The sequence below is a fragment of the Desulforhopalus singaporensis genome, from assembly GCF_900104445.1.
Classification (GTDB): Bacteria; Desulfobacterota; Desulfobulbia; order Desulfobulbales; family Desulfocapsaceae; genus Desulforhopalus_A; species Desulforhopalus_A singaporensis.
The window spans coordinates 36450-61476 of sequence record NZ_FNJI01000013.1 but is presented as its reverse complement, the minus strand read 5'-3'; the positions used below and the strand labels follow the sequence as shown (position 1 = coordinate 61476).

Annotated in this window: 20 protein-coding genes; 4 read left to right on the top strand and 16 right to left on the bottom strand. The window is 52.6% G+C overall.

Annotated features, from left to right (window positions below; all coding sequences use genetic code 11):
* Positions 1 to 31: 31 nt before the first annotated feature.
* From BLQ17_RS10600 to hemC, 7 genes are all read right to left on the bottom strand, one after another.
* Positions 32 to 952, bottom strand: a complete 921-nt coding sequence (locus BLQ17_RS10600) for an ABC transporter permease (protein ID WP_092222625.1) — start codon at positions 950 to 952, stop codon at positions 32 to 34.
* Entirely contained in the window at positions 949 to 2016 is a 1068-nt protein-coding gene (locus tag BLQ17_RS10595) for an ABC transporter permease subunit (protein WP_092222710.1), read from the bottom strand. The genes BLQ17_RS10600 and BLQ17_RS10595 overlap by 4 nt, the downstream gene beginning before the upstream one ends.
* A 60-nt stretch (positions 2017 to 2076) precedes the next feature.
* Positions 2077 to 3138, bottom strand: coding sequence for a BMP family ABC transporter substrate-binding protein (locus BLQ17_RS10590; RefSeq protein ID WP_092222623.1), 1062 nt, complete (start codon positions 3136 to 3138; stop codon positions 2077 to 2079).
* Positions 3139 to 3210: 72 nt separating this feature from the next.
* Entirely contained in the window at positions 3211 to 3954 is a 744-nt protein-coding gene (locus tag BLQ17_RS10585) for an amino acid ABC transporter ATP-binding protein (protein ID WP_407919121.1), read from the bottom strand.
* On the bottom strand, positions 3938 to 4900 hold the full coding sequence (locus tag BLQ17_RS10580) for an amino acid ABC transporter permease (protein ID WP_407919123.1): 963 nt from the start codon (positions 4898 to 4900) through the stop codon (positions 3938 to 3940). Before BLQ17_RS10580 ends, BLQ17_RS10585 begins: the two co-directional genes overlap by 17 nt.
* 15 nt (positions 4901 to 4915) lie before the next feature.
* Positions 4916 to 5719, bottom strand: coding sequence for a transporter substrate-binding domain-containing protein (locus tag BLQ17_RS10575; RefSeq protein ID WP_092222615.1), 804 nt, complete (start codon positions 5717 to 5719; stop codon positions 4916 to 4918).
* A 336-nt stretch (positions 5720 to 6055) separates the two neighbouring features.
* Positions 6056 to 6985, bottom strand: a complete 930-nt coding sequence (gene hemC / locus BLQ17_RS10570) for a hydroxymethylbilane synthase (protein WP_092222613.1) — start codon at positions 6983 to 6985, stop codon at positions 6056 to 6058.
* 146 nt (positions 6986 to 7131) lie between these two features.
* Here hemC and BLQ17_RS10565 point away from each other — a divergent pair, with 146 nt between their 5' ends.
* A complete protein-coding gene (locus BLQ17_RS10565) occupies positions 7132 to 7872 on the top strand; it encodes an endonuclease/exonuclease/phosphatase family protein (protein WP_092222612.1) in 741 nt (246 codons plus the stop codon).
* Positions 7873 to 7902: 30 nt separating this feature from the next.
* Here BLQ17_RS10565 and BLQ17_RS10560 read toward each other — a convergent pair whose 3' ends face one another.
* From BLQ17_RS10560 to BLQ17_RS10545, 4 genes are all read right to left on the bottom strand, one after another.
* Complete coding sequence (locus tag BLQ17_RS10560; protein WP_092222610.1) at positions 7903 to 9297, bottom strand: sensor histidine kinase; 1395 nt, start codon at positions 9295 to 9297, stop codon at positions 7903 to 7905.
* On the bottom strand, positions 9278 to 9952 hold the full coding sequence (locus BLQ17_RS10555) for a winged helix-turn-helix domain-containing protein (RefSeq protein ID WP_092222608.1): 675 nt from the start codon (positions 9950 to 9952) through the stop codon (positions 9278 to 9280). The genes BLQ17_RS10560 and BLQ17_RS10555 overlap by 20 nt, the downstream gene beginning before the upstream one ends.
* Before the next feature lie 28 nt (positions 9953 to 9980).
* Positions 9981 to 10772 (bottom strand): peptidoglycan editing factor PgeF, encoded by a 792-nt coding sequence (gene pgeF, locus BLQ17_RS10550; protein WP_176761176.1) that lies wholly within the window; start codon positions 10770 to 10772, stop codon positions 9981 to 9983.
* 138 nt (positions 10773 to 10910) lie between these two features.
* Entirely contained in the window at positions 10911 to 12410 is a 1500-nt protein-coding gene (locus tag BLQ17_RS10545; RefSeq protein ID WP_092222605.1) for a DUF3373 family protein, read from the bottom strand.
* A 266-nt stretch (positions 12411 to 12676) separates the two neighbouring features.
* Here BLQ17_RS10545 and BLQ17_RS10540 point away from each other — a divergent pair, with 266 nt between their 5' ends.
* From BLQ17_RS10540 to BLQ17_RS10530, 3 genes are all read left to right on the top strand, one after another.
* Positions 12677 to 13471: a sirohydrochlorin cobaltochelatase gene (locus BLQ17_RS10540; RefSeq protein ID WP_092222603.1), complete on the top strand. Its 795-nt coding sequence runs from the start codon at positions 12677 to 12679 to the stop codon at positions 13469 to 13471.
* Between the two features lie 308 nt (positions 13472 to 13779).
* A complete protein-coding gene (locus tag BLQ17_RS10535) occupies positions 13780 to 15459 on the top strand; it encodes a mechanosensitive ion channel family protein (protein WP_092222601.1) in 1680 nt (559 codons plus the stop codon).
* A 197-nt stretch (positions 15460 to 15656) separates the two neighbouring features.
* Positions 15657 to 16295 carry a hypothetical protein gene (locus BLQ17_RS10530; RefSeq protein WP_092222599.1) on the top strand — a complete coding sequence of 213 codons (639 nt, stop codon included), beginning with the start codon at positions 15657 to 15659 and terminating at the stop codon, positions 16293 to 16295.
* A 269-nt stretch (positions 16296 to 16564) separates the two neighbouring features.
* Here the strand turns inward: BLQ17_RS10530 and BLQ17_RS10520 are convergent, their stop codons facing one another.
* Genes BLQ17_RS10520 through BLQ17_RS10500 form a run of 5 tightly spaced genes read right to left on the bottom strand, consistent with a single transcriptional unit; the run spans position 16565 to position 24777 of the window.
* Positions 16565 to 17233 carry a uracil-DNA glycosylase family protein gene (locus BLQ17_RS10520; protein ID WP_092222595.1) on the bottom strand — a complete coding sequence of 223 codons (669 nt, stop codon included), beginning with the start codon at positions 17231 to 17233 and terminating at the stop codon, positions 16565 to 16567.
* A 23-nt stretch (positions 17234 to 17256) separates the two neighbouring features.
* Complete coding sequence (locus tag BLQ17_RS10515) at positions 17257 to 19563, bottom strand: serine protein kinase PrkA (RefSeq protein ID WP_092222593.1); 2307 nt, start codon at positions 19561 to 19563, stop codon at positions 17257 to 17259.
* A 20-nt stretch (positions 19564 to 19583) separates the two neighbouring features.
* Positions 19584 to 21215, bottom strand: a complete 1632-nt coding sequence (locus tag BLQ17_RS10510) for a SpoVR family protein (protein ID WP_092222591.1) — start codon at positions 21213 to 21215, stop codon at positions 19584 to 19586.
* 59 nt (positions 21216 to 21274) lie between these two features.
* Complete coding sequence (locus BLQ17_RS10505; protein ID WP_092222708.1) at positions 21275 to 22660, bottom strand: DUF444 family protein; 1386 nt, start codon at positions 22658 to 22660, stop codon at positions 21275 to 21277.
* Positions 22661 to 22716: 56 nt separating this feature from the next.
* Positions 22717 to 24777 carry a serine protein kinase gene (locus BLQ17_RS10500; protein ID WP_092222589.1) on the bottom strand — a complete coding sequence of 687 codons (2061 nt, stop codon included), beginning with the start codon at positions 24775 to 24777 and terminating at the stop codon, positions 22717 to 22719.
* Between the last annotated feature and the right edge of the window lie 250 nt (positions 24778 to 25027).

Below are 25027 nucleotides of genomic sequence, written 5' to 3'. Positions count from 1 at the left end.
ATTGATGATTGGTATGGCCGATCCCCCCTGGTTAATCCGCCGGTTCAACATTAACCCCAAGTGCCGCCGGTTCGTCGCTGGTCCCTTTTTTCCAGGATGACAAGACAAGCACAACAATCGTCAGCGCATACGGCAGCATGAGCAGGATCGATGACGGCAGCTGGGTCCCCGAAGCCTGCAGGCGCAGCTGCAGAGCCATGATTCCACCGAAAAGATACGCTCCGAAGACCGCACGCCCCGGTTTCCAGAAGGCGAAGATGACAAGGGCTACGGCAATCCATCCCCTGCCGGCGGTAAGGTTGGTGGTCCAGAGGTGGGTGTAGGCAAGGGAGAGGTAGGCTCCGCCAAGTCCCATGAAAAAACCTCCCCCGATAATCCCGAACCATCTGTATACAGCAACATTGAGGCCGGCGGCACTCGCCGCGGCCGGGTTCTCGCCCACCGCCCTGATGTTGAGGCCGTGGTGCGTCCGGGAAAAAAACAGAAACAACACCACCGGGATAAAATAACTCAGGTAAACGAGGGGGTCATGGTTGAAAAATATGGTGCCGACAACCGGGAGCTGCGACAACACCGGCATCGGATAGGGGGCGAACCCGGGAGCCAACTGTCCGACATATCCGGTGCCTATATAATTGGCAACGCCCGTACCGAGAATTGTCAGCGCCAACCCCGAGACCACCTGATTGCCCTGGAACACAAGACACACCAGTCCATGAACGGCCGCCGCCACGCATCCGACCGCGCCGGCGGCAAGAAGTCCCGCCAAGGGGCTGCCGGTAACCTTCGACGCCAAAAAGCCGACAAGGGCTCCGAGAATCATGACGCCCTCAACCCCGAGATTGAGCACCCCCGATTTTTCGGTCAGAATCTCCCCCAGGGTCGCATACAGGATAGGCGTTCCGGACTGTACCGCTGCCGCAAGCAATAAAACTGTAATTTCAAAATTCACGGGTTCTTCCTCTGCTCGATTCGATAATGGGTAAACAACCCGCCGGCGAGAACGGTCAGGAGAATCAAGCCCTCGAGAATGCCGCCGAATGCCGCCGGCACCTGCAGGTCAAGTTGCAGATTTTCAACCCCCACGCGCAGTCCGGCAAGCAGGATCGAGCCGATGCCGATCGACAGTGGATTGAGCCGGGCCAGCCAAGCCACAACAATGGCGGTGTAGCCGTAACCGACCATGATCGAAGGCTGCAACCTGTTTACAGTGGCGGACGCCTCCAGAAACCCTGCCCACCCGGCAAGCGCACCGCTCATTATCATAACCAGCATAACCAGGTAATCATAGGGCATGCCGGCATATTTTGCGGCCTTAACGTTGTCGCCGCTTGCTTTGAGGTCAAAACCGAGCCGGGTAAAGCGGAAAAAGGCCCAGACACCAGCGCCCAGCACTACGCAGTGCAACAGTCCCCAGTTTATGTTGGTGGAGCCGATCTTGCCCACCACCGCCTGATCGGAGAAAGCCCTGGTCATGGGGAAACCGAAACTGGCCGGATCCTTCCAGGCTCCGTAAACGAGATAATCGAGGACAAGAATTGCAATATAGTTGAGCATCAGGGTGACGATGATCTCGTTGGTCCGCAGCTTCTGGCGCAGCAGGGCGGGAATAAATCCCCACAGGCCGCCGCCGGCCATTGCCATGACGATCATCGCCGGTATAAGCAGCGGTTTGGGCCATTCCGGGAAAGAGAGGGCAACCCAGGTAGCACCGACTGCCCCCAGCGCAAACTGCCCCTCAGCCCCGATATTCCAGACCTTCAGGCGAAACGCCACGGCCACCCCGAGAGAGCAGAGAAAAATCGGGATAGCCTTAACCACGCTGTCCTCAAGCGCCCAGCGGCTGCCGAAGGCACCCTGGAACAGGGCGGCAATGCCTCCTCCCGGAGATGTCCCGCCAATCCACAGCAGCAGTCCGCTCAACATCACGGCCAACACCAGGGCCGAGATCAAAACAAGGCAGGAACCCCACATACCCAGGGGTTCCTGCCTTTTCACAATACGCATCCGGAGCATCATATCTTATCCGGTTACCCGTCAATCCGGGATAAATTTTCTATCTTCCGCTACCCGGAACTACTCCGTGGTGCCGACGACACCTTCTACAAACCAGGTCATGCCGAGCAGCTCGTTGTCAGTTGCAGCCGTGTTGTCGGCTAACTTGAGCGTACCCTTCTGATCCTTGATCGGACCGGCAAACACTTTTTTCTTTCCTTCGGCTATGTCGGCCTTGACACCGTTGACTTTTGCCTGAAGCTCTTCGGGAACCATTGGCCCGAAGGGAGCCAGGTCGACAATTCCGTCAGCGAGTCCCGGCCATACCGATTCAGCCTTGAAATTATCTTTGCGAACCGAATCGACGACCTTGGCGTAATACGGTGCCCAGTTCCATACCGGCGCGGTCAGGTGCGCCTTGGGGGCAAAAGAAGCCATATCGGAGTTGTAACCGATCGAATAGACACCTTTTTCCTGTGCGGCTTCCTGGGGGCCGGGCGAATCCTGGTGCTGGGCGATAACGTCGGCGCCCACATCAAGCAGCGACTTGGCAGCCTCCTTCTCCGTTGCCGGATCGTACCAGGTCTTGGTCCATACCACTCTCACGGTAACGTCGGGGTTGACCGACTGCGCCCCCAGGGTGAAAGCGTTAATACCACGGATCACCTCGGGTATTGGAAAAGCCGCGACATAGCCGAGGGTATTGGTTTTCGTCATTGCTCCGGCAACGATCCCCGAGAGATACCTGGCCTGATACATTCTGCCGAAATAGTTGCCCATGTTGTCAGCCTTCTTGAACCCGGAACAGTGCATGAAGCTGGTTTTCGGAAACTGTTTTGCAACCTTGAGCATCGGGTCCATGTAGCCGAAACTGGTTGCAAAAATCAGATCATACCCCTTGCGGGCCATGTTGAGTATGACTCGCTCGGAATCGGGACCTTCGGCCACGGCTTCCACATATGATGTGGTGACACCGTCCATCTCCGCCACAGCCTGCCGTCCCAAATCATGGGCGTATGACCATCCCGCATCACCGATCGGCGACACATACACAAAACCAACCTTGACCGGTTTATCCGCACCGTACGCTGCCATCGCCATGCCAAGCACCAACATAACGACAAGCGCCTTTAATACCTTCATGCTCCATCCTCCTGGACAATTACAAAAAAAAGTCAAGCAGTGGCCGGCTATCCGCCCACCACTGCGAGTTTACTACAACACCTGTTTTAGGAAGAGTTTTGCTCTTTCTTCCCTGGGATTGGTGAAAAAGTGTTCGGGCGTTCCCACCTCGACGACTTTTCCCTCATCCATAAAAATAACCCGGTCGGCAACCTCCCGGGCAAAACCCATCTCATGGGTCACGACAACCATGGTCATCCCTTCCCGCGCCAGCTGCTTCATGACGTCGAGGACCTCGCCCACCATCTCCGGGTCAAGCGCTGAAGTCGGTTCGTCAAAGAGCATAATCTTCGGATCCATGGCAAGAGCCCTGGCAATGGCTACGCGCTGCTGCTGCCCCCCGGAAAGACGCGACGGATACTCTCCTGCTTTATCCGGAATGCCTACCTTTTGCAGCAGGCCATGGGCTTTTCCCTCGGCAACCTTCTGCGACCGCCTGCGCACCCGGCACTGGGCCAGGGTGAGGTTCTCGAGAACCGTCTTGTGGGGAAAGAGGTTGAACTGCTGAAACACCATCCCCACCTCGGCACGAACCTTGTTTATATTGGTTTTTTTATCTGTGAGATCAACCCCGTCGATAATGACGCGCCCCTCCGAGAACTGCTCAAGGCCGTTTATGCAGCGCAAGAACGTGGACTTTCCCGAACCGGACGGCCCGATGACAACCACCACCTCCCCTTTGGCAATTTCTACGGAAACTCTGTCAACCGCCCGGACTACGCCGCTTCGGGTGTTGAATACTTTGACAACATTTTCGGTTTTAATCACTGACGGCAAACCTCCGTTCCATATAAAACACGACCTGCGACAACACCGAAGTCACCAGCAGATACATTACCGCAACCACCAGCCAGACCTCAAAAGTTGCAAAGGTCGAAGTGATAATCTCCCGGCCGGATTTGGTTAGATCGGTGATGGCAATCACCGAAACAAGAGAGGAATCCTTGATGAGACTGATGAATTGTCCCGCCAGCGGCGGCATGATCTTTTTGAATGCCTGGGGCAGGATCACATCGGCCATGGTCTGAAAAACATTCATCCCCAGGGAGCGGGCCGCCTCGGTCTGTCCCTTGGGGATTGCCTGAATTCCGGCCCGGACGATCTCCGCCACATAGGCCCCGGCAAACAGTGCCAGGGCACCGATGCCACAGACGTTGCGGCTCAGGTCGAAGACGGTGCCGAGAAAGAAATAGGCGATGAATATCTGAACGAGAAGCGGCGTGCCGCGAATACATTCGACATAGGTAATGGCAATCCCTCTCAAAGTGAGATTGTTCGATATCCTCGCCAGTCCTGTGAGCAACCCCAGTATCAGCGCGAAAACACTCGATACAGCGGAAATCCACAATGTGGTCCACAATCCGTAAACAAGAGGCCCAATCCGCCACTCTTTGACAAACCCCACGGTATCACCTTCAAAAAGAAGGTCGCCCTCGTCTACGTTGATACTGTCTGCGGCAACTGTCTGGACGAGTCTTTGCGAATTGTCCGAGAGCAGGGTTACCTCCGCGTCATCCCCCACCTTCCTGATCGATTCCACCGTGCCGTCAAAAGGTATTTTCTGCGCCTCTTCATCCAGGTACAGAAAATATTGCGGGATCCTGTTCCAGCGCCAGTGATAGTCTATTTTTTGCACCGCACCCCAGATGCCGGCGGCAAACACCAGAAGGATCACCACCAGCAATAATTTCCAGGGCCAGGTCTTGGTCGTGGCTTTCAAAATATCGATTTCCTCTCGTTACTGGATCTCTTTGAGCCAGGCATCATCCTTGAACCACTTGGTATAGATCTTGTCATAGACGCCGTCATATTTGATCTGCTGCATAAAATTGTTCAACCAGTTGAGAAAATCCGGATCGCCCTTGCGAATCGCCCAGGCAAGAGGCTCCTTGGTGAAAGGCTCGTCGAGGTGGACCAGTTTGCCCGCGCCCTTCTGGCTTATGGCAATCGCATTGAACGGAAGATCGTAGATAAAAGCGTCGATCTTGCCGTTTACCAGCTCCATAACACCTTCCTGCTCTGTCTCGTAAGAGATGTATTTGGCCTCACCGATCATCCGTTTGGTGGCCTGTTCGCCGGTTGTGCCAAGCTTTGAGGCGATTGTATATTTAGGATCTTTCAGGTCCTTATAGGAGTGCACTTCCCCTGCCAGCTCCTTTCTCAGCAGGATCGACTGGCCGATAAGGATATACGGCTCGGCGAAGTTGACCGTGAGGTTTCTCTCCTGGGTGAGGGTCATCCCGGACATGATAATGTCAAACTTGTTGGTGAGCAGCGCAGGAATAATGCCGTCCCAGGCGGTGGAGACAAGCTCCAGTTCCACCTTCATCGCTTTTGCCATTCTCCTGGCGACATCGACATCAAAACCGATGATCTCGCCTTTTTGATTGGTGAGTTCAAACGGCATGTATCCTGGCTCCATACCGACACGAAGCGACCCGCGTTTCTGAATCTCTGCCAGAGTATCCGAGGCACAGGCCGTACCGACGGAAAAGGTGACCAGCGCCAAAGCAAGAGCTGCCAGCAATGCAATTTTTTTCATTCTCATCTCCTCTATTATGTTTCTCGTTGAAAAGGGGTCGCCCCCGGTCTACCAGGAACCGTCCAGCAACATCAGGAATATATGTACGGATATACGCATAGAAACAGTGGGACTAATGAAGATTTCATCCTGTTTCAAACAGCTTCGGACATCTGTCCAGGAAAAGAACAGATCTCTTTTGGGTAACAAAATCCAGGAAAAAACTCAAGGACAATCTTATGTTGCGCCCAACACCGCAGACCCTGCATCACAGTGCGGAGCGCAGCCATCTTTTTTTGTTGTCATCCCTTCCACCACGGAAGTTGTGACAACAAGATGCCCTATCCATACCGCGATTCAGCTTTTCTGCAGATTCTTGATTTCCGCCAACATCTTTCTGCCGTTATTGGCAAGTATATATTCACCCACCGCGATACCCAGTTTTTCCGGGTCCCTTGCACTCCCTTTCCGGGTTGTGCGTACAATGGTCGCGCCGTCAAGGCTGGCAAGTCCGGCGGTCAGGGTGAGCTCGTCCCCGTCAAGGGTTGCATGGCCGAAAGCGGGTATGGAGCATCCGCCTTCGAGTTTTTTCAAAAATGCCCGTTCGGCAAGAAGACAGGCTTCACTCTGTAGATCATTCACGCTCGCCCTTATCTTCTCAACCTTTTCAGGCGCCAGGGTGACGGCGCACTCAACGGCAATGCACCCCTGGCCCACGGGGGGAACAAACTGGTCCACCCCGAACTCATGGACTATCATATCGCCGTACCCCATCCGCACTACGCCGGCATAGGCGAGCATCAGCGCGTCACATGCACCTTCTTGCATTTTCCGGATCCTGGTCTGCAGGTTTCCGCGCATTTCGACTAGCTGTACATGGGGATAGTAGTGCCTGAGAAAAGCACGGCGACGTACCGACGAAGTGCCAATGATTAATGGCTTATCTTTGGCATCAATGTCAACGCTGCTATCATCACTTAGCAGTATATCGTTGACCTTCTCCCTCTTGGTATAGGCGATCAGGGTAAATCCATCGGGAAGCTGCGACTGCATATCCTTGGCACTGTGAACGGCAATGTCGGTCAGGCCGCTTTGAAGCTGCTCCTCGAGTTCCGCGGTAAATACTCCTTTACTGCCGATTTTTGCTATAGACCTGTCAAGAATTTTGTCACCGATGGTCTCCATCGAGTTTATCCTGGTACGAAGACCACCTTGTTCAAGCATGCTGGCGACGGTTTCTGTCTGCCACATGGCGAGCTTGCTTTTTCTTGTTCCGATAGTAATCATTTAGTTATCCCGTGTTATTTGAACTTTCCGCCTTGCCGGATAGAGCTTCGCAGAAAACATAGATATTTTTTGAAAAAATCACAAGAGATCAATTTCCTTGTTTTCCTACCATTGCCTCAATCTTTCTTACCCAGTATCATCTAGGTATGCGATTACTTTTTTACAATATCAGATACGGCACCGGACACAAGAAGGGATACCATCTGCCGCTGCCGTTCACTGGTTTTTTTAAACCGACGGTGATTAACCTGCACCGGATAATAAGCTTTATCCGCTCCATCGATCCGGATATCATCGCCCTGGTGGAAGTGGACACCGGCTCGTACCGGGCAGCCTACCACTGCCAGGCGCAGCTGATCGCCGACAAGCTCGGCTACGACTGCATCGTAGAGCGTAAATACCAGAACGATTCCCTGGCCCTCAGGGTACCGCTCCTCAACAAGCAGGCCAACGCGCTGCTTACCAAGCAATCGGTGGAACAGGTGCAGTTCCACTATTTCGACAAAGGGGTCAAGAGGCTTGTCATCCAGACCGACCTCAGGGCGGTGGCGATATTCATAGTCCATCTTTCCCTGAAGTACCGGCACCGCCAGAACCAGCTGGAGCAGCTCCACTCCCTGATCCAGGAGACCGACAAGGAAGTGATCGTGGCCGGCGATTTCAACACTTTCTGGGGAAGCCGGGAGCTCAGTCTTTTTCTTGCCGCAACAGGATTGAAAAATGCCAACCTCTTTGAAAAGCCGTCCCACCCCAGCCATGCCCCCCACCGGCAGATCGATTTCATCCTGCACAGTGCCGGGCTCTCCATCGACAATTTCTACATCCCCGACATTCGCCTCTCGGACCACTCGCCGCTCGTCTGCGACTTCTCCTGCGTACTTGACTGACCGCCTGCTGCCCCCGCTACCGGACCGCCCTCACACCTCACTCATTTTTACAGGCAGCAAAACAACAAACTCGGAGCCCCGGTGCAGCTCGCTGGCCACGGATACAGAGCCGCCGTGGGCCGCCACCACTCCTTTTACGTAATTAAGGCCGAGCCCGAGGCCTTTTTCCGAACGGCTCCTGTCGCCCCGATAGAGGCGCTCCCATATTCGCGTTTTTTCCGCCTCGGAAATGCCGATGCCGTTATCTTTGAACAAAACCCTCACCGCCCCATCTTCCCGGCTGATATCGATCTTGACCCAGCCGCCCTCCTTCCCATACTTTATCGCATTATCCAGAAGATTGGCCCATACCTGGGAGATCCTGGTCACGTCCACCTCGACATTGATTGCCTGCTGAAAATCAAAATGAATATTGATATTTTTATCTTCTGCCACGTACTCGTAAAGAGCGACAACCTTCTCCACAGTGGCGACCAGGTCGCAGGGGACGATATCCAGGTGCATGGTTCCCGATTCGGCTTCCGCCACGCTCATCATGGTCTTCAGCATACCGAGTACCCGGTCAGATTCCTCAAGGCAGTCAGCAAGAGCGTTGTGCAGCTGGTCAATATCATCGCCCTGCATCCCGTATTCCGCGATCGACCGCAGCCGGGTCATGGGCGTACGCAGATCATGGGCGACATTGTCGAGCGAGTGCTGCATGGTCTCCACCAGGCGGCGATTGCTCGTAAGCAGTTTATTGATCTGCCGGTACAGTGAATCGAGTTCGGGACCGCCGCCTTTTTCCGGCAGCAGCTCACTCTGGTTGCGGCCGGCCAGCTGAGCGACAGCTTTTTTGGTGGCGATCAGGGGATAAAGACCCGCTCTGACAAGATAGAGGGAAAGTGGCCACAACAGAAAAACACTGCCCACGACAATCACCGCGGTTTTTTGCAGCAGCGATCGGTAGAATTCATAGCTTGACCGACTGCTCTTGCCGGCTTGGAGAATGGTTCCGTCTTTATAGGTCCTGCTGACCACCGTCACCATTTCCCCCTCCCCGCCGCTTCCGGCAAAAGTGAGCCACACCCCCGACTTTTCCAGGGGGAAATCGGCAAACTCTGAGAAGCCGATCCCCTTGAGCTGTTCGCCGATAATGAGCAGCTGATCCCGCCCCTGCTGAATCCGGACAAACCCGAGTCCCGGAGGCAGGTGTTCCTTGCGCAGAACAAATCGTCCGAGCAGGCTGCTGTGTCTCTGAACCGCCACGTAATCACCAAGCAGCCGCCTGGTCTCGGTTCGTTCAACGGTCTGGAGATGGCCGCGGATAATAGCCAGATAGACAACCGCCAGGACCACGCCGCCCGCCCAGAGCAGCAGAAAAACAGGAAAGGCTCTGGTCGATCTCGATCGGGAAAAATCCTCCTTACTGAGCCTTGAGAACATAGCCCACGCCCCGCACGGTATGGATCATTTTTCTTTCAAATCCCTTGTCTATCTTGTTCCTGAGACGACATACCAGAACGTCGACTACATTGGTTTGCGGTTCGAACGAGTAGTCGTAAACCCGCTCAAGGATTGAGGTCTTGGTGACCACTATACCGGAGTTGCGCAGCAAATACTCGAGCAGAGCGTATTCCTTGGCAGGCAGCTCGACCTTCCGGCCGTCACGATAAACCTCGTGCTTGAGCAGGTCCATCTCAAGAGTGTCCAGGGTGAGCATCATCGGCTGCGAATTCTTTTTGTCCCTTCTTATCAGCGCCTGTACCCTTGCCAGCAGCTCACTGAAGGAAAACGGTTTGACCATGTAATCGTCGCCGCCCTTCTGCAAGCCGAGTATCCTGTCATCCACCGACTGTCGGGCACTGAGAATGAGAACCGGTACGTCGATCCGGTGTTCCCGCATCTTCTCAATCACCCGCAACCCGTCCATCTTGGGGAGCATGATGTCGATAACGGCGGTGTCATAGGTGTAGCTGAGAGCCCGGTCAAGCCCCGACAATCCGTCAACGCACCGGTCGACGGCAAACCCGGCCTCTTTCAAGCCCCGCTCGATAAAAGAGCCGATTTTCACATCATCTTCAATCAACAGAATTCGCATTGTTTTCAGAGCAATTGCTATTAACAGTCTATTTTACCAGGGCGATAACCGAACAGTTCCTGCCGGTCACCCCACCGTTCGGGCGGGCTCTCCTGTAAGAAAAATAGTCCCGGCAACAGACGGTACAAACCTCACAAACCGCAATATTGCCGTTCAAAAGACCGGCCCGTGTAAGTTGAGATCTGGAGATTTTCCAGAAATCAAAATAATTTTCCGACGTCATGAATTGATAAAAATGTTCCGGCAGTTCTTCCCGGTAATGTATGAACTCGGCACAGCATGGGCCCAGAGAAGGGCTTATGCGGGCGTTAATGTCGGCCGGATCGCAGCCAAATTCCGTCGTCATGGTCCCGACCACCTTTGCAGCGATATTCTGCACACTCCCCCTCCAGCCGGAGTGGACCGCCGCGATCACCCCGGTTACTGGATCAAACAGGAGAATTGCCTGACAGTCCGCATGCTGAATCATCAACCCGGTACCGGGCACATCGGTGACAAGCGCGTCGCAGCCGTTTTTTTCTCCGACGGTGACGTCCCTGTCTATGGGCGTTTTCAGGCAATAAACACTGGTCCCGTGGGTCTGGTGTGCCGAAACAAGCCGGGTAACGCCGGCCTGCCGCTTCACCAGTTCACGGTTGGCCGCTACGGCGGCGGCGGTGTCACCCACGTTTGCAGCTATGTTGAGCGACGCAAACCGCCCTTCGCTGCTGCCGCCGTAGCGGCTGAACATGCAGTAGGCGACACTGCTGCTGTTACTCCTGGCACCACACGCAGCCGAGCCGGAGACCAGTTTGTCGGCAATGGATGGCGATCCTGCCATTTGGCAATCCTTTTTCATATTCCGCACGATTTTTTACCACTCAAGGTAAATCAGGAAAGCGACGGCGGCAATAAAAAAAGGGGGTCGGCGACAACTGCGCCGGCCCCCTCAAACCGCAAGGTTCAGATATACAAACGATTAGAAGAACGCCTCGAAAGTCAGGTAAACCTGGTCAGCACTCTCCACGGGGTCCTGTCCCATCATCTGCAGCTTCGCCAGATCAGCACTGTCGCTCAGGTCATAGGGAGCGAGGTTCCAGTTGCCGGAGCCGAAATAATCGTACTCGTAGTGCTGGTATCCAAGACGGATAAAGGTCTGGGCATATTTGGAGATGGCCTCTCCGGTCGGGAGATCCCAGATGGTATACAGTTCGAAGACATTACCCCTGGTGGCAAGCTTGGACTGATAAATATCGTCATGTCCCGGAGACATCGCCAGCCAATACTCCGATCCGTAGTTCCACTCAGCACCGAACTTGAGTCCGGCCTCATCGAGGTCGTAACGGATACCGAGATAGATGGAGTATCCGTCCTCGTCGCTGGTATTGGGGCCGGCCATCGAGAACGGATCGTTGAACATTCCCGATGCATCGGGCTGGGACTGAGACCAGCCGCCTGAGATGAAGTAATTAAATCCGGCAATCTTGTCCATGTATACCGCCGAAGTATGCAGTACATTACCAAGATTCATCCGTTCGCCCATACCGCTCATCTCACCGAAAGCGGAATTTACGATCGGATCCTGGAAGTTGGGATAATTGATCAGGTTGAATGCCATAAAAGACTGGATATAGGCGAAGCGATCGCCTTTTTTCATGATATCCCAGCTCAACCCGGCAAAATCCATATCGTCAATGGTGGACCCGACATCGTCGAGTAACCCCGCTTCAAAGCCCCGGCCATAGCAGAAGCGCATCCGGCTGGTACCCATAGCTTCGGCGCCCCAGTTCCAGGCATAACCGAGAGAAAGTCCGTCAAAGGGCCAATCCATAAATGCCATGGGAGTTGCAAGCCGGTCGTCGACACCCATGCGAATCTGCCCCGGAGGGCCGTCGGTGGTCGGTCTCCGGCCGATGGAGAACCACATCGGTATTCCTGCGATATTATTCCAGTTGACGAATGCGCGATCCATATAGACGGCGCTGTCATGGATGGGCGTCCTGGTCACGTTACCGTCGAAAACAGGGTACATGGGATCGCCTTCAGAGGTGAAAGCGGACTGATTACCCCAGGTCTTGTACATGACCATGCGACCCTTGAACTCAACGTTTTCAGTCGCCTTGACCCGCATGTTAAGACGGAACCTGTTGGTTAACAGCGAATCGTTCTCAATGGATCTGCCAAAAACCGAGTCGGCATTGTAATAGTCATAACGTGCCCGGTAATCGCCATAGAGCTTGAACCGTGCAGCCAGATCCCACTCTTCCGAGCGCGCGTCCATTTCATCGAGGTTGTCGCTCAGACTCTCCACGTTTTCCGCCTGGGCGGCCATGGCCGCTTTCAGTTCCTCGAGTTGCCTGCTCAACTCCTCGATCTTTTTTTCCAGGTCAGCATTGGCCGCTCCACCGCCACCTGCCACCCCCATTGCGGGCAGCGCCAGCAGGCCGGCAAGAGCCAATGCCGAAATCGTCTTCCTCATAATTCTCCTCCCAAAATATTGATATTCCACATGTCCTCCGACATGCGCCCAGATCACGGCAAAGTATCAGTATTTAATTATTTTGATAAATACTACAAACGTCTCTTCATTGTCAAGTATTGTATCAGAAACCCAAGCCTGACCACAAATACATACTTTCTTTTTTAACCGGAAGCGCTCTTTTTATGTGTCGATATAAATGATTCGTCTATTATAATATTATCGGGTCACCTGACTATTTCATTTCATTTATCTATTCAGCAACTATGAAAACAGCTCTCCTGTTAACCGCTTTCGGCACTTCCACCAGAGCCGCCGCCACGTACGACGCGCTGGACCAAAAACTCCGACCACTGTTGACCGAGTTTGACTTCCACTGGGCCTATTCATCAAAAACCATCAACAGGAACAGGGCGCACGGCGGTATCGGAAGAACCTCCGCCCTCCGGTCGCCGGAACAAATTCTCGAGCAACTCAGCCTCGGTCAATACCGCGGTGCAGTGATCCAGTCGCTGCATCTTTTCCCCGGCTCTGAATTCCACAACCTGGTAAAGACAGCTCGCAGGGCCCAGCTTCCCTGTGTTGCGGGGCTGCCCCTGTTTTCTGATCCGGACGATTTTCATCAACTCACCCAACTGCTCAAACCGATAATCACCGCCAGGCCGAATAATACTATCCTCATCCTGGGACACGGAACCACCCACCCGAGCTGGACCTCATACTATTGTCTGGAAAAATTTTTCCAGCAAGCTTTTGGCAAAAGGATCCGGGTGGGAGTTGTGGAAAACTATCCCGATTCAGCGAACCTTGTAGAAGAGATCGCTGCTACGAGAACCGGCGCGGTAACCATTATCCCTCTGTTTCTCGTTGCCGGGATGCACTTCACAAGGGATATTGCAGGAGCCGGAGACAACAGCTGGGTATCGCGTCTTTCCGGGTACGGCATGGAGGTTGAAACGGTGGACCAGGGCATCGGCCTGTTGGCGGGTATCGAAAAGATCATCGTCAGACACATCAACCAGGCGGCAAAACAGCTGCACGGAAGGCTGCAGAATTGTTAAGGGAAACCGGATGGATATTATCCTCAGCGACAACTTGAACGTTCATGTTTATATCTTTATCCCATTGCTCCGGTTGCCCCGCAGCCATCTCAAGACAAAAAGACGAACCATCGTAACCAATCCCGGAACACAGATTACCACAAGGCCGATAACCTGTTAAATAAACATGATATTTTTTTCTTTTTCCGGTATATTCACCCCGCGCAGACAGAGAGCGACCCGTTTGGCCCGGTCTGCAACCCGGCCAAACGTGTCCATTCCCCGAAATACAGCGGATACTCGACCGCATTAATATTCAGAACAGATTTATGCAGAAAATTCTAACAGTTGTTCTTTTTTTAACCCTCTTGCTTCCCCCTGTTCTTGTCCTTTCCGAGGACAACGCCAGTTCAGTGGACACTGCGCCAGCAGCCCGGAGTGCCAAAACGGAAAACACCACTGAGGAGATGCTGGGATCCCTGCTTGATCTGCAGAAGAACCTGAACGAGCAGATCAGGATATCAAGAAAAAAATTAGGCCAGAGCAATTCCGAAGCGGAGAAAAAGACGCTGGAACAAGAGATTGCGCACCTGGACAAACAGCTTTCCGATACCACCAAGGATTTCGAGAGAATCGCAACCGGTGTGGAGCCTGCCCTTTTCACCGAAAAAGAGCCGGAGACCTTCAGCTGGAAGGCCGAACTGGCCAACCTTCTGGAACCGGCGATCAAGGAACTGAAGCGCTTTACCGATAAAGCCAGAAAAAGAAGCGACCTCAAGGAACGGGTCAGCGAACTGTCGGCGCTGACCCAGACCGCGGCCGAGGCCGTAAAACATCTGAAGACGGTAGCGCAGACGTCCCGGGACAAAAGGGTGATAAAAGAGGTCAACAGCCTCCTTCCCGAATGGAAAAACGTCAATGAAAGAACTCGCAGCAAGCTTGACCTGGCCGAGAGCGAACTGACCAAGCTGCAGGACCAGGACACTTCCATGGTAGAGGGCTTCAGCGACTCGCTCAAGGAATTCTTCCGCGCCAGGGGCTTGTACCTCATCATCGCAACTGTTACCTTTGCCGCCATCCTCTTTGGCTGCCGCCTGGCCTATCAACTTATTGTCAGGATCTATTTCAAGGTAGGCAAAAAGGAGGTGAAGTCTTTCCAGGTTCGCCTGCTCTATATCATCTTCCAGGTCCTTTCCATTATCCTGGCAACGCTGGGACTCTTTTTCGTTTTATACCTTGCCGAGGACTGGTTTCTCCTCAGCGTCGCCATAATTTTTTTCCTGGGACTCTCCTGGACGATCCGCCATGGGCTACCCCGGCTGTGGCAGCAGGCAAGATTGATGCTCAACATCGGTGCTGTGCGCGAGAACGAGCGGATCACTCTGCATGGCGTCCCTTGGAAGGTTGAATCGATCAACGTGTTCTGCCAGCTGGTGAACCCGGCCCTTGAACTCAAACTGCGGGTCCCAATTGAAGACCTGATCGGCCTGGTGTCGCGGCCATTCAATCCTGAAGAGCCATGGTTCCCCTGCCGGCGCGGAGACTGGGTCGTGGTTAACGGCGGGTCCCGCGCACGGGTTGTAAGTCTTTCCCATGAACAGGTTGAGGTGGTTGAGCGGGGCGGTCGCAGGATTATCTATCCAACAGAAGTGTTCCTCCAGGCATCTCCTGCCAACCTCTCCAGAAACTTCCGGTTGCGGGTTCCCTTTGGCGTGAGTTACGGCCTTCAGGAGATAATCACCTCGACCGTTCCTGCGACCATGAAGGAATACCTGGAAAAAAGAATGGAAGAGGAAGGTTATGCCAAGAGCTGCCTCAATCTGCAGGTGGAGTTTCAGCAGGCCAACTCTTCATCGCTTGACCTGATCGTGCTTGCCGATTTTGAAGGCGGTGCCGCCGACATCTGCAAGCGTATCGAGAGGGCAATCCAGAAATGGTGCGTGGATTGCTGCACCCAACATGGCTGGGAGATCCCCTTCCCACAGCTGACGGTGCACAGGGCGGATTAGCGCGCTTTCTTTATCCCCATTTTTTTCGAGTCTGATGACGTGTGGACTTTAGAGCAAATCAACTGATATAATTTCCTGGAGGGTTTCAAAATCCTAGGCAAAACCTGTTAATTTCAAGACTCTGATGAGTCCGGCGTCGAAACAGGTTGGGTCCGGTGTTTTCATGACATGGTCAGGCAGGGAGCAAGGAGCCGAAATTGAAACAAAACGTTCTCAGTCGATATGAACGCGACAGTGAAGGCCGAATCGTAATAGATGTTTCCGCGACACGCGTTCAGGATCTTTACGATAACTTCGACAAGAGTGCGCCGTATATCAGGCGGGACCTGGACCAGGATCTGGCTGAATACCTGATTGACTGCGCCCGGGAGGTATCACGGAATCCGTTCATCATCCGCTTCACCCTGCTGGAACCTCCCGATGAACCGACCGTATGCCGGATACAGCGCAGCGTCTACACCTACTTCATCTACCTCAAGGACATAGAGATGCGTATGATCATGCAGATGTTCCGGCGCTCGGCGATACTTTTTGGCATCGGTATCTGCATTCTTTTTATCTCCGTCTCTTTTAACCGGCTGCTGGAAACGGATCGATCTGTTGTCGCCAACGTGGTAGCGGAGGGGCTGACAATAGCCGCCTGGGTCTCGATGTGGGAGGCCCTGGCCGTATTTCTCATCGAATGGCTGCCCCACCGCAAAAATCTCTCTCTCTACCAACATCTGGCGCACGCCCGCCAAGTCTTTCGCGCCGCTCCTGCAGGAGGCTATGAACCCGACCACACCACCCCCGGGGTCTCAGCGACAACAGATCGGCCGCAACACAACCATCCCTGATGCCAGACCAGACACAACTGCCGCATCAGCGCTTGTTCCTCTTGGTGCCGGTATGGGTGAAATTTCCGGCAATCATACGATAATGACCGCCCTTATCTATCGCCACCGGCTTGCCACAGGGACAATACAATTTATGGCCGCGTGTTTCAGCCTTGTGCCATTTGGTGATTCTCGCTTTATGACATCTCACCACGTGACCGTGTCCTATTTTATCATACCGCCAAAGCTTAGACCTGCAGGCAGCGCAAACCACTGTAAGCATCCCCCCCCTATCTATCGGCTAAAAAAACATCCCGGTACTGTTCAACGCGAAAATCAAAGGTCGAATAACCGGGGTGCTGCGCCCTTCTTTTTTTATAGAGTTTACTGCCGCCAATGGATCTGTTGGCGGCATTTGAAGGGGAAATAAGCGATACGGTGGTCACTTTCCTGCGGTCATAGTCGAACACATGGCGCCGCAGGGAGGTGTCGTCGACCCTGGTCAACTTCATTCCCGCCTCTCGCAACTGATTGCGGAACAGGTATTCCGGACCGTTTTTCGAGTTTTTCCCGGTAAATATCAGACCTTGTACGTTCCGATGGACCCTGAGCTGCATAAGGATGTCGCGTAGCTTGATCCGCTGCATGCCAAGGTCGGAGGAATCGATCTTCGACCGCCAGCAGGAGGCTACTATGTCACAGATCCCGAGATTTTGGGCAATCAGGAACTGTTTTCGCTGCACCACCGCCTCCTCAGAGTTGTCATAACGCAGCCCCAGGTTGAAGATCCTGTCAACAACCGGCCACAACATCCCGTCGCAGCTGCCGTAGCAGAAATCCACATCACCCTCCTTGAGCAGCTTGAGGGTAAAACGCGGCGGCGGCAGGGTACCGACAATGATCCTGGTGGCGTTCGACGGAATGAATACCCGGTAAGGGTGGTAATGAAAGAAATGCACCGATATCTGTTTTTCGTCGATGGTTATGATGAGGCCAGCTCAAGCTTTGGTTCGGAGAAGACCTGGGCGAGATTGTTGTCTATGACGTAAATGCAGATCTCTTTTGCCCCCTGCCGGGAATAACCGTAATTCTGCTGCAGATTCTCCATCATGAAGGTGACGTCGTCACGTATTTTCTTGTCATAGGTTTTGAAATCTTCAAGATTGTAATCCTTCACCGCCCTGCGGAAATTTTCATTTTTCAAAAACGGCTCAAGAACTTTTTCCTTCAGACCATATATACATTTTTCGCGAAGATTTTCAAAAAGCGTCGTCTGGGAAATATCACGTCCGTCGCGCAACATCTCCTGGGGAAGAGCGACGGTTGTATACGATTTCTGTACATTGGCCCGAAACGAGGCGCTGGTGCGGGGATCGATCTGCAGTCTGGCCTCTATCCGGGCAAAGAATTCTTCCGTAATTTCAATCCGTTCTCCGGTAAATTCGCAAAACTCCATGGTATCCGGCTCAAAATTCACCGCAAAAATATAATTTTTCAGCTCCCTGGCTATCTGCTCCTCGTTATAGTAGTAGAGCGCCTCCTTCACCTCCTGCAGCACGGTGTAATTGTACATTCTCAGCAGGGAATCAAGAAAACCCATGGGCAGGATATCACGGTCCCTTTTGCAGAACTTGCGGAAAAACTTGCCCAGCATCGACATGTCGATAAGCTTGTCTTCCCGGGCATAGATAGAATAAAACTCGTTGAAAAGACGGATGGAATCCCGGCCGGACAATCCTTTCCAGCCATCTTTTTCAGACTCGGCGATAATCTTTTCGCGTCGTTTTCTCGTGAAATTGTTCATATCCTCTTCCACAAGCCACTCTGGAATATACCCGGTATAGATTTCCATTTTGAGCAGCTGCAGGTTGGTATCACAATACATTTTGTACTTCCCGGGCGTACTTATCCACTCCTGCATTGCCTCCGACTTGGTACGGAGTCGCGTGGCGATGATCACCCGGGCGAAATTGTGCAACACCCTGGGCAAAAAGCTCTCATCGATATGCCTGCCGAAATTTTCCCGATAAATATCCACTTCCGTCTGCAGATCAAGAACATAGGGGATATTGATATATTCGACCCTGTCGGCGAGGGCGTGCATGTCGTCCATCATCTTCTTGTCTTCAGGATTCATGATGGCAATAAGCAGGGAATTGACCTTCTCCTCAATGTCCTCCACCTTGTGAATACCGTCACTGATGATATTGTGCAGCTCGATCAACCGCTCTGAATTATTCGATTTAATATCCATCAAGGCGTAAATGCCGTTGTTGGTCTTGGCGTACCGGGAATAGAGGTAACTCACCTTCTTGCTGTCGCCAAAGACCCCATCGAGCCCTCGCTGTATCCTGTTGTCCGTCATTATGGTCTGCTTGAGGGGTTTGTCCCCCGGATTGAAAACCGACACCCCTTCCCCGAGCCGCCTGTTGACGATGTAGGGACGGGCTTTTACAAACTCCATCACCTTGAGCGGGCTGCGCATTTTCTTCAACAGTTCCTGGTAAATGGAAACACATATGGTGCAGGGTTCATCATGAAAAATCCATTCATATTTCTTCTGGGTAAAAAGCTGCCACTTGAACCTGTCGTCCTCAAACAGGTCGTCGAAGAACTGACGCCGCAATTCCTTGGGAAGCAGCAGCAGCGGGTTGTCATGACTCGGGCAGGGGACATAAAAATATCCTTCGGAGTCGATTTCTTTCGGCGAAACACCAGTCATTTCCGCGGCAAGATCCTTTTTGCCTTCGTTTTCAAGCAGCAGGGCGAGCTTTTCCGCTATCGCATTAAAACTGTTGTTACTCTCCAACGCCTGCTCACTCTTGAGATGCCACACCACCTCGTATCTCGATCCTTCAGGAGAATTTGCATATTTCTGGAAACTTCTCAGCAGGTTGTTGAGAAATGTTGATTTTCCGCTTCCGTGCGGGCCGTCAAAGATATAGATTTTATTCTGTTTGGTCCCAACCTTGAAGCTGTCGACATGGCGCATCAGCCTGTTGGCAAACAGCCTGTCGGCGAAAAAGGCCCGGTCGGCTCCTTCCACGAAAAGCCTGCCGCAGTCATACTTCAAGAACCCGATCGATTCCGGATCGCCGTCATATTCGTCAAGACCTTCACAGATATGGGAATCGACCATATCCGAATAGACCTGATACACATCCCGAAGAACCCGCTCCGGATGCTTTTTTGCCTCCCTGAGAAAATCGTTAAAAGATATAATCGGAGACTGCAGGAAATGCCCGTCGTTGTTTTTCAGATTCTCCAGCGCTTTCGTCAAATCACGCATCTTCCACCCCGTTGCTTGCTTTAGTCAACCAGAACCCGGTTCAGCTTGCGGTCTTTCATGGTGTACTTCACCCGCTTCCACTTCACCTCTCCCGGCCCTTTTTCCTGCTGCGCCTGCTGGCTCTGTCCCGGCTGCTTCTTGACAGGTTCGGGTTCCTCGGTAAAAAGAATAACCTTGTTGCCCCACAAAAATTCGATTCCCATCATCGTTCCCCGGATATAGTCGCGAAGCAGCGGCTTACCCTCGAAGATATGGTTGATTACCAGGCTGTTGTTCTCATCCACGTCTATCTTGATAGCCGGCGGATGATACAGGGCATCGGCTACCATTTTCCGATAGTGGCGCGCTTTTTTCGACTTGACATAATACTGCCAGGTCATTCTTTTCTTATTGAGGCGCTTGCCGGCGACGAACAGTTTGTGCTTGTCGACAAACTCCTGGTCGATGAAGTTGGCGATAAACATGGCATCGCAAAAATTTTCCCGGACATTGAAGATAAACTCTTTGCCGCCGCCAGCACCCACATCAAATTTCCGGCGGCGATACTGATCGGCAATCCGTTGATAATCATAGGAGATTTTCCCCTTATCCGCCTGTTCCTCGATATAATAAAAAAGCCTCATCCCCAACGCATACGGATTCAGGCCTACCCGGGGAAGAGAGGTGACCTTGGCGTTGACCACCGCAAAATCGATTTCATGACCGCTGATCCGGTCGTCCTGCAGGAAAAGATTTTCGTGCCAGTAACTGGCCCACCCCTCGTTGAGGATTTTGGTGCGGATCTGCGGCTGAAAATAAAGTGACGTGGTGCGGATCACCTCCATCACCGAATGCATCCACTTGTTTTCCTCCTGATTGAGGAATTCAGACTTATCCATAAGGAACTGCAGCAGATCCCGCCTGTTGTTGCCCTTCTCCCTCGCTTTCAGTTCCTTCTCATAGAGGGATTCGAATTCAGCGTGCCTGGTGCGGACATCGTCGATAAAGCGGAGTTCTCCTTCCCCGGGAAAATCCCTTTCGAACTGGTTGTATTTTTCGATCTCCCCAACGTAGTCTACAATCGAGCTGTTCTTTTTTCCCTGGATAAAAACATCAAAATAGAAATCGATCCTGGTCATTTTTTTCTGCTCGACAGACAGGTCCATGAGCATGTCAAAATATCCCACCAGATTGTCGATGCCCCTCGAAAACTCAATGATATAATCCACCCACCTTCCCTTTTCGGAGCGTAACTTGGCAATCAGGCGTTTGTCGGAAAGGGCTTTGCCCGCAAAGTCATAATCCCAGGTGTGCCTGAAATACAGATTGTTCTGGAAAAAATCGATATGGCCGAGAACGTGATAGAAAATCATCACGTTCAACCAGTCGGGGTTATTATCGTTATAGTACGAAATGGGTGGCCTGGTATTGATGACCGTCTCATACGGGTTGGTGGGGTAGAGTTCGTACTGCCCCGCTTCCTTCATCACTTCGACATCCTGGACCCAGTAGTCGTACAGGGTGGGAATCATGTTTTTCGGTGTAAGCCTGAGAAAGTCACGATTGGTGACAATATATTCGAGACTGTCGTCCTGGAACCGCAACCCCGCATCACGGGCCCGCTCCTTGCAGCCTTCCATGATCTTTTTCGCGTGCTGACTTAAAAGTTCCATATCACCCCTTCCAAGAAGACAACGTCGCCCCAACCGGCTACGCCGTCTTCTGTCTCATGTTACGAGATAAGCTCTCTGATTCCTTTGATCAACCTTTCCTCTTCGGTATCCTTGGTGATCACATCCATTCTCAGGAGATCTCTTTTTTCCTCGAGAAGTCCCGATTTCCTGACATACTTCTCGACCTCAGTCTGACCTGAAATACCATAGCCGTTTTCAGCTATGGTGATCCCTACCCGGCTTACATAGGTCAGCATCTTTTTCAACTGCGGCACCGCCTTTTCCCCTTTGGTGTCCCAGTCATCGCCGTCGGTTCCGTGAAAGACATAGATGTTGTTGTCCCTTGCAAGAGACTCTTCGTCGACGATCTCATTCACAAGCTTGTAGGCGCTCGCCACCTGGGTCCCGCCGGCAACGGTCGAGTTGTAGTAGACCTGGAAGTTTTCCACCTCCTTGGCCTCGGTGTCGTGGAGTATAAACCGGGTTTCCACCTGGTTTTTGTACTGGAAGATAAGCCAGGAGTAGATGAGCACATGCTGATTAACCACCAGTTCCGTCGGCTTGCCGCCCATTGATCCGGAATAGTCCCGAACAAAGAACACCACCGCCTGGGACTCGTAATCCTTCTCCTTGGACAATATCCTGTAGACACGGTCATCGGGCGACATCAGCAGGTCGTTGGCGTTCACCTCTTTCCCGTACTGGACTCTCTTCAAGGCGATATTGGTCTGGATGATCCTTTTCAGGGTTGATTTCTTGTCGAGAACCTGGCCGAACCCCCGGTGCTTGTCGGTCAGATCATAGGTATATCTGGTCAGGGACCGTTTTTTCCCTTTATCCTTGAGATTTGGAAGTTCAAACTGTTCGGTGAGAATCCTCCCCAGGTCGTAGGCGTTCGATTCCACATCATGCTCTGCGCCTTCGCCCTGGCCGGCCCCCCCGACGCCGCCCTGATCGGGACGAACCGGCTCTTCCCCGATGACATCTCCTTCCTCGCCTTCACCGGTACCGCCGTCCCCGCTGGAGGGATCGCCATCCCCGCCTTCCCCTTCTTCATCCAGCCTTATCTTGTCGTGAACCAGCTTTTCCTCGACCGTAGTCGGCACAATAATGACCTTGTCGTCGCCGTTTTTGCTCGGCTTCACCATCCTGCCGACCCGTATCTTCCGGGGGAACCCGTCCTTTTCGCGCTGTTTGTCGCGCTCAAGCAGATAATCCAGCGACTGTACCGTGGTGAGCGCTGTAAGGTTTGCAGGAGAAAAGTCCTGGAGCATTTCCAGGTCATGATAGCGGTAAATGGGGCAGACAGAAGGCGCTGGTGTCTGTCGGTGGTCGACACCGTTACGCTCCGCCATATCCAGCTCAAACCTTATTTTCTTCTCCTGCAAGGGAGTAAGCCCTCTACTCCTGAGGTCTGCAAAAAGTTGTCGTAGTCTGGTCTTCATATCGTTCACCGAAAATTATTCCTGCCCGCCTTGTTGAGCCCGCGCACTAGGTACTTTCAGCTTTCATCGACCTGGGTACAGAAATATTCGATTGTCTTTTGTGCGCAGGTGTTGCAATACCCGAGCTTATCCAGCATCGTCTCAATCATCCGGTCGTAGAGTTTCTGGTTCTCTTCGTTGGTCCGGTTGGCCAGCGCCCCGATCAGGCTGCCGGACCCGGCGATATCCGACTTGAGCCGAACATCGGTCACCGCTTTGACCAGTTCCAGGTTATCCATGAAGTCGTAATCGGGACGAACCGAAATTTTCTGGCCGTAAATCTTGCGGATCGAAGTCCTGAAGGAGTCTTTCTGCTCCTTGGTCTTCAGGCCGAGACAGTCCTCGACCGAGTTGATATAGCGTTCATCGATCTTGAGTGCCTGCAGCTCACCGGTCTGCGGATTCTTATATTTCCACATCTTGTCGGTGCCGAGATTTTCCGCATCGATGCCGATAATCATATTGACATAGTTCATCACATCCTTGCGGATGGCCAGCGGCTCGTCCATATAGGCGTTGAACATCTCGGTCATGATTCTTTCTCGGTACAGCCCTTTGGCAATCTTGAGATCTTCCAGGAACTTCGTCCTGTCCTTTGCCTCGGAGACATAGTCGAGAATCACCCGCTCGACCGCGTGAAACACGTCATAGGCAAACATGCACTTGCCCTCATTGGTCTCGGACCCCTCGAGCATAAGCTGGATGGAGCGGCCGAGATTTCGCTGCCCGAGCCCTTTCTGGCCGAATCGTTTTGTGATATCGTGCTCCTGGCTCAGGGTATCAATCACTTCGGAAAGGGTCTTGAGACTTTTCTCCCCGGCGACCTCTCCTGCTGCAAGCTTCATGGTCTCCACCGGGGTCAGTTTTTCCGAGCGGGGCAGCCGCGTCAGCACCACTCCCACCGAAGCGGCATAATTGAGATTGGGATCCTGGTGCATGCTGTCGCCGGTGAGGGTGGTTTTCGACTCATGGCCGATGGCGTAGGCCGTAAGATCGCGCTGCAGCACATAATTGGTATTGTGAGACACATAGCAGATCCGGCACCGGTCAACGATCGGCGCTTCTTCTTTTTCCTCCAGGAACCTGTTGAATTCCGAGTTGTTGCTGGTCGCCACTATCAGGGTATCGATGGGCCATTTGTAACCGTCAATCTCAATACACCTGTTCTGGATAATCCCCAGATAGACCTGGACCAGGTCTTTCTTGTTTTTGTATATCTCATCACTGAAATGTATCCCTCCTCCCGCAACCCTGGCAAGGGCCCCGCGCCTGAGATCGAACCGGTAGGGATTGTTGGTATCGGAGATATGCAGCAGCCGCTGGATCGACTCCTCGCCGAGAAGATCCACCGCCGAGGAGGTGATCTTGTCCTTGGCCGGATATTTCCCGGTCACCGTCCCCAGGCTCTCAACCAGCGGAACCGGGGTTATCTCTATAAACTCGAGCATATCGTCGAGCTTACCGTCGGTATAATTACGGATATCGTTCCAGATGTAGGCTGAGCACGCACCGAGCGGACGATAATTGTCATACCATTTTTCCAGCATCTCCGGAGCAACCCGATAACGCCGTGAAAGATATTTTGCCGATTCATCCTGGGTCTCATAGAGGTTCATGGCAAGAACCATCGGATCCTCGTAGGTCTGCGATTCGATAGTCTTTATATTGCCATAGCTGCCAATCTTATCCAGACCGACAAAGCGGAACGTGTACTTTCTGTTTTTGGGAATCGAGAGGAAATTTCGATACATATTGCAAAGATACTCGACCAGAAAGGTTTTCCCATTGCCCGGTTCGCCGACCAGAACGAAAGCCATCTCCTTGGAAGACCCTCCCTGGGAAGCGTCCTTGATAAAGGAGACAAAGGAATTGATCTCATCGTACATGCCGATGATATGTTTCTTCCCCTCTCTGAACATTCTGAAGTCAAAGGTGGACTTTCCATTAACGACTACTTTATCGATATCCCCCTCCAACACCATGCGGCTGACGCCTTCAAAAGCGTTTTCGAAAACCCGGTCTGCTTTTTTTACTGAGGTAATGTGGTAATGGAGTGAATCTTTTCGTTGTTCGGTCATCGTTCCCCTCCTGAACAGGTTGAGATAGATTATTGCGGCAGGTTTTATACAATTATCTATCGTATAGGGTGGCTTTACAAGCCAATCCGAAAATATATTTAAATATTGATCAATAATTCAGGGCGTTACTTGACATTTTGCGTTTATATCGAAATAATTTTAATATTTTTAAGACGGTTCCATTTTTTTGATTGACACCTTTTGCGTCATTGGCCACATTATTGGTGCATATTCACAGAACTAACCACGA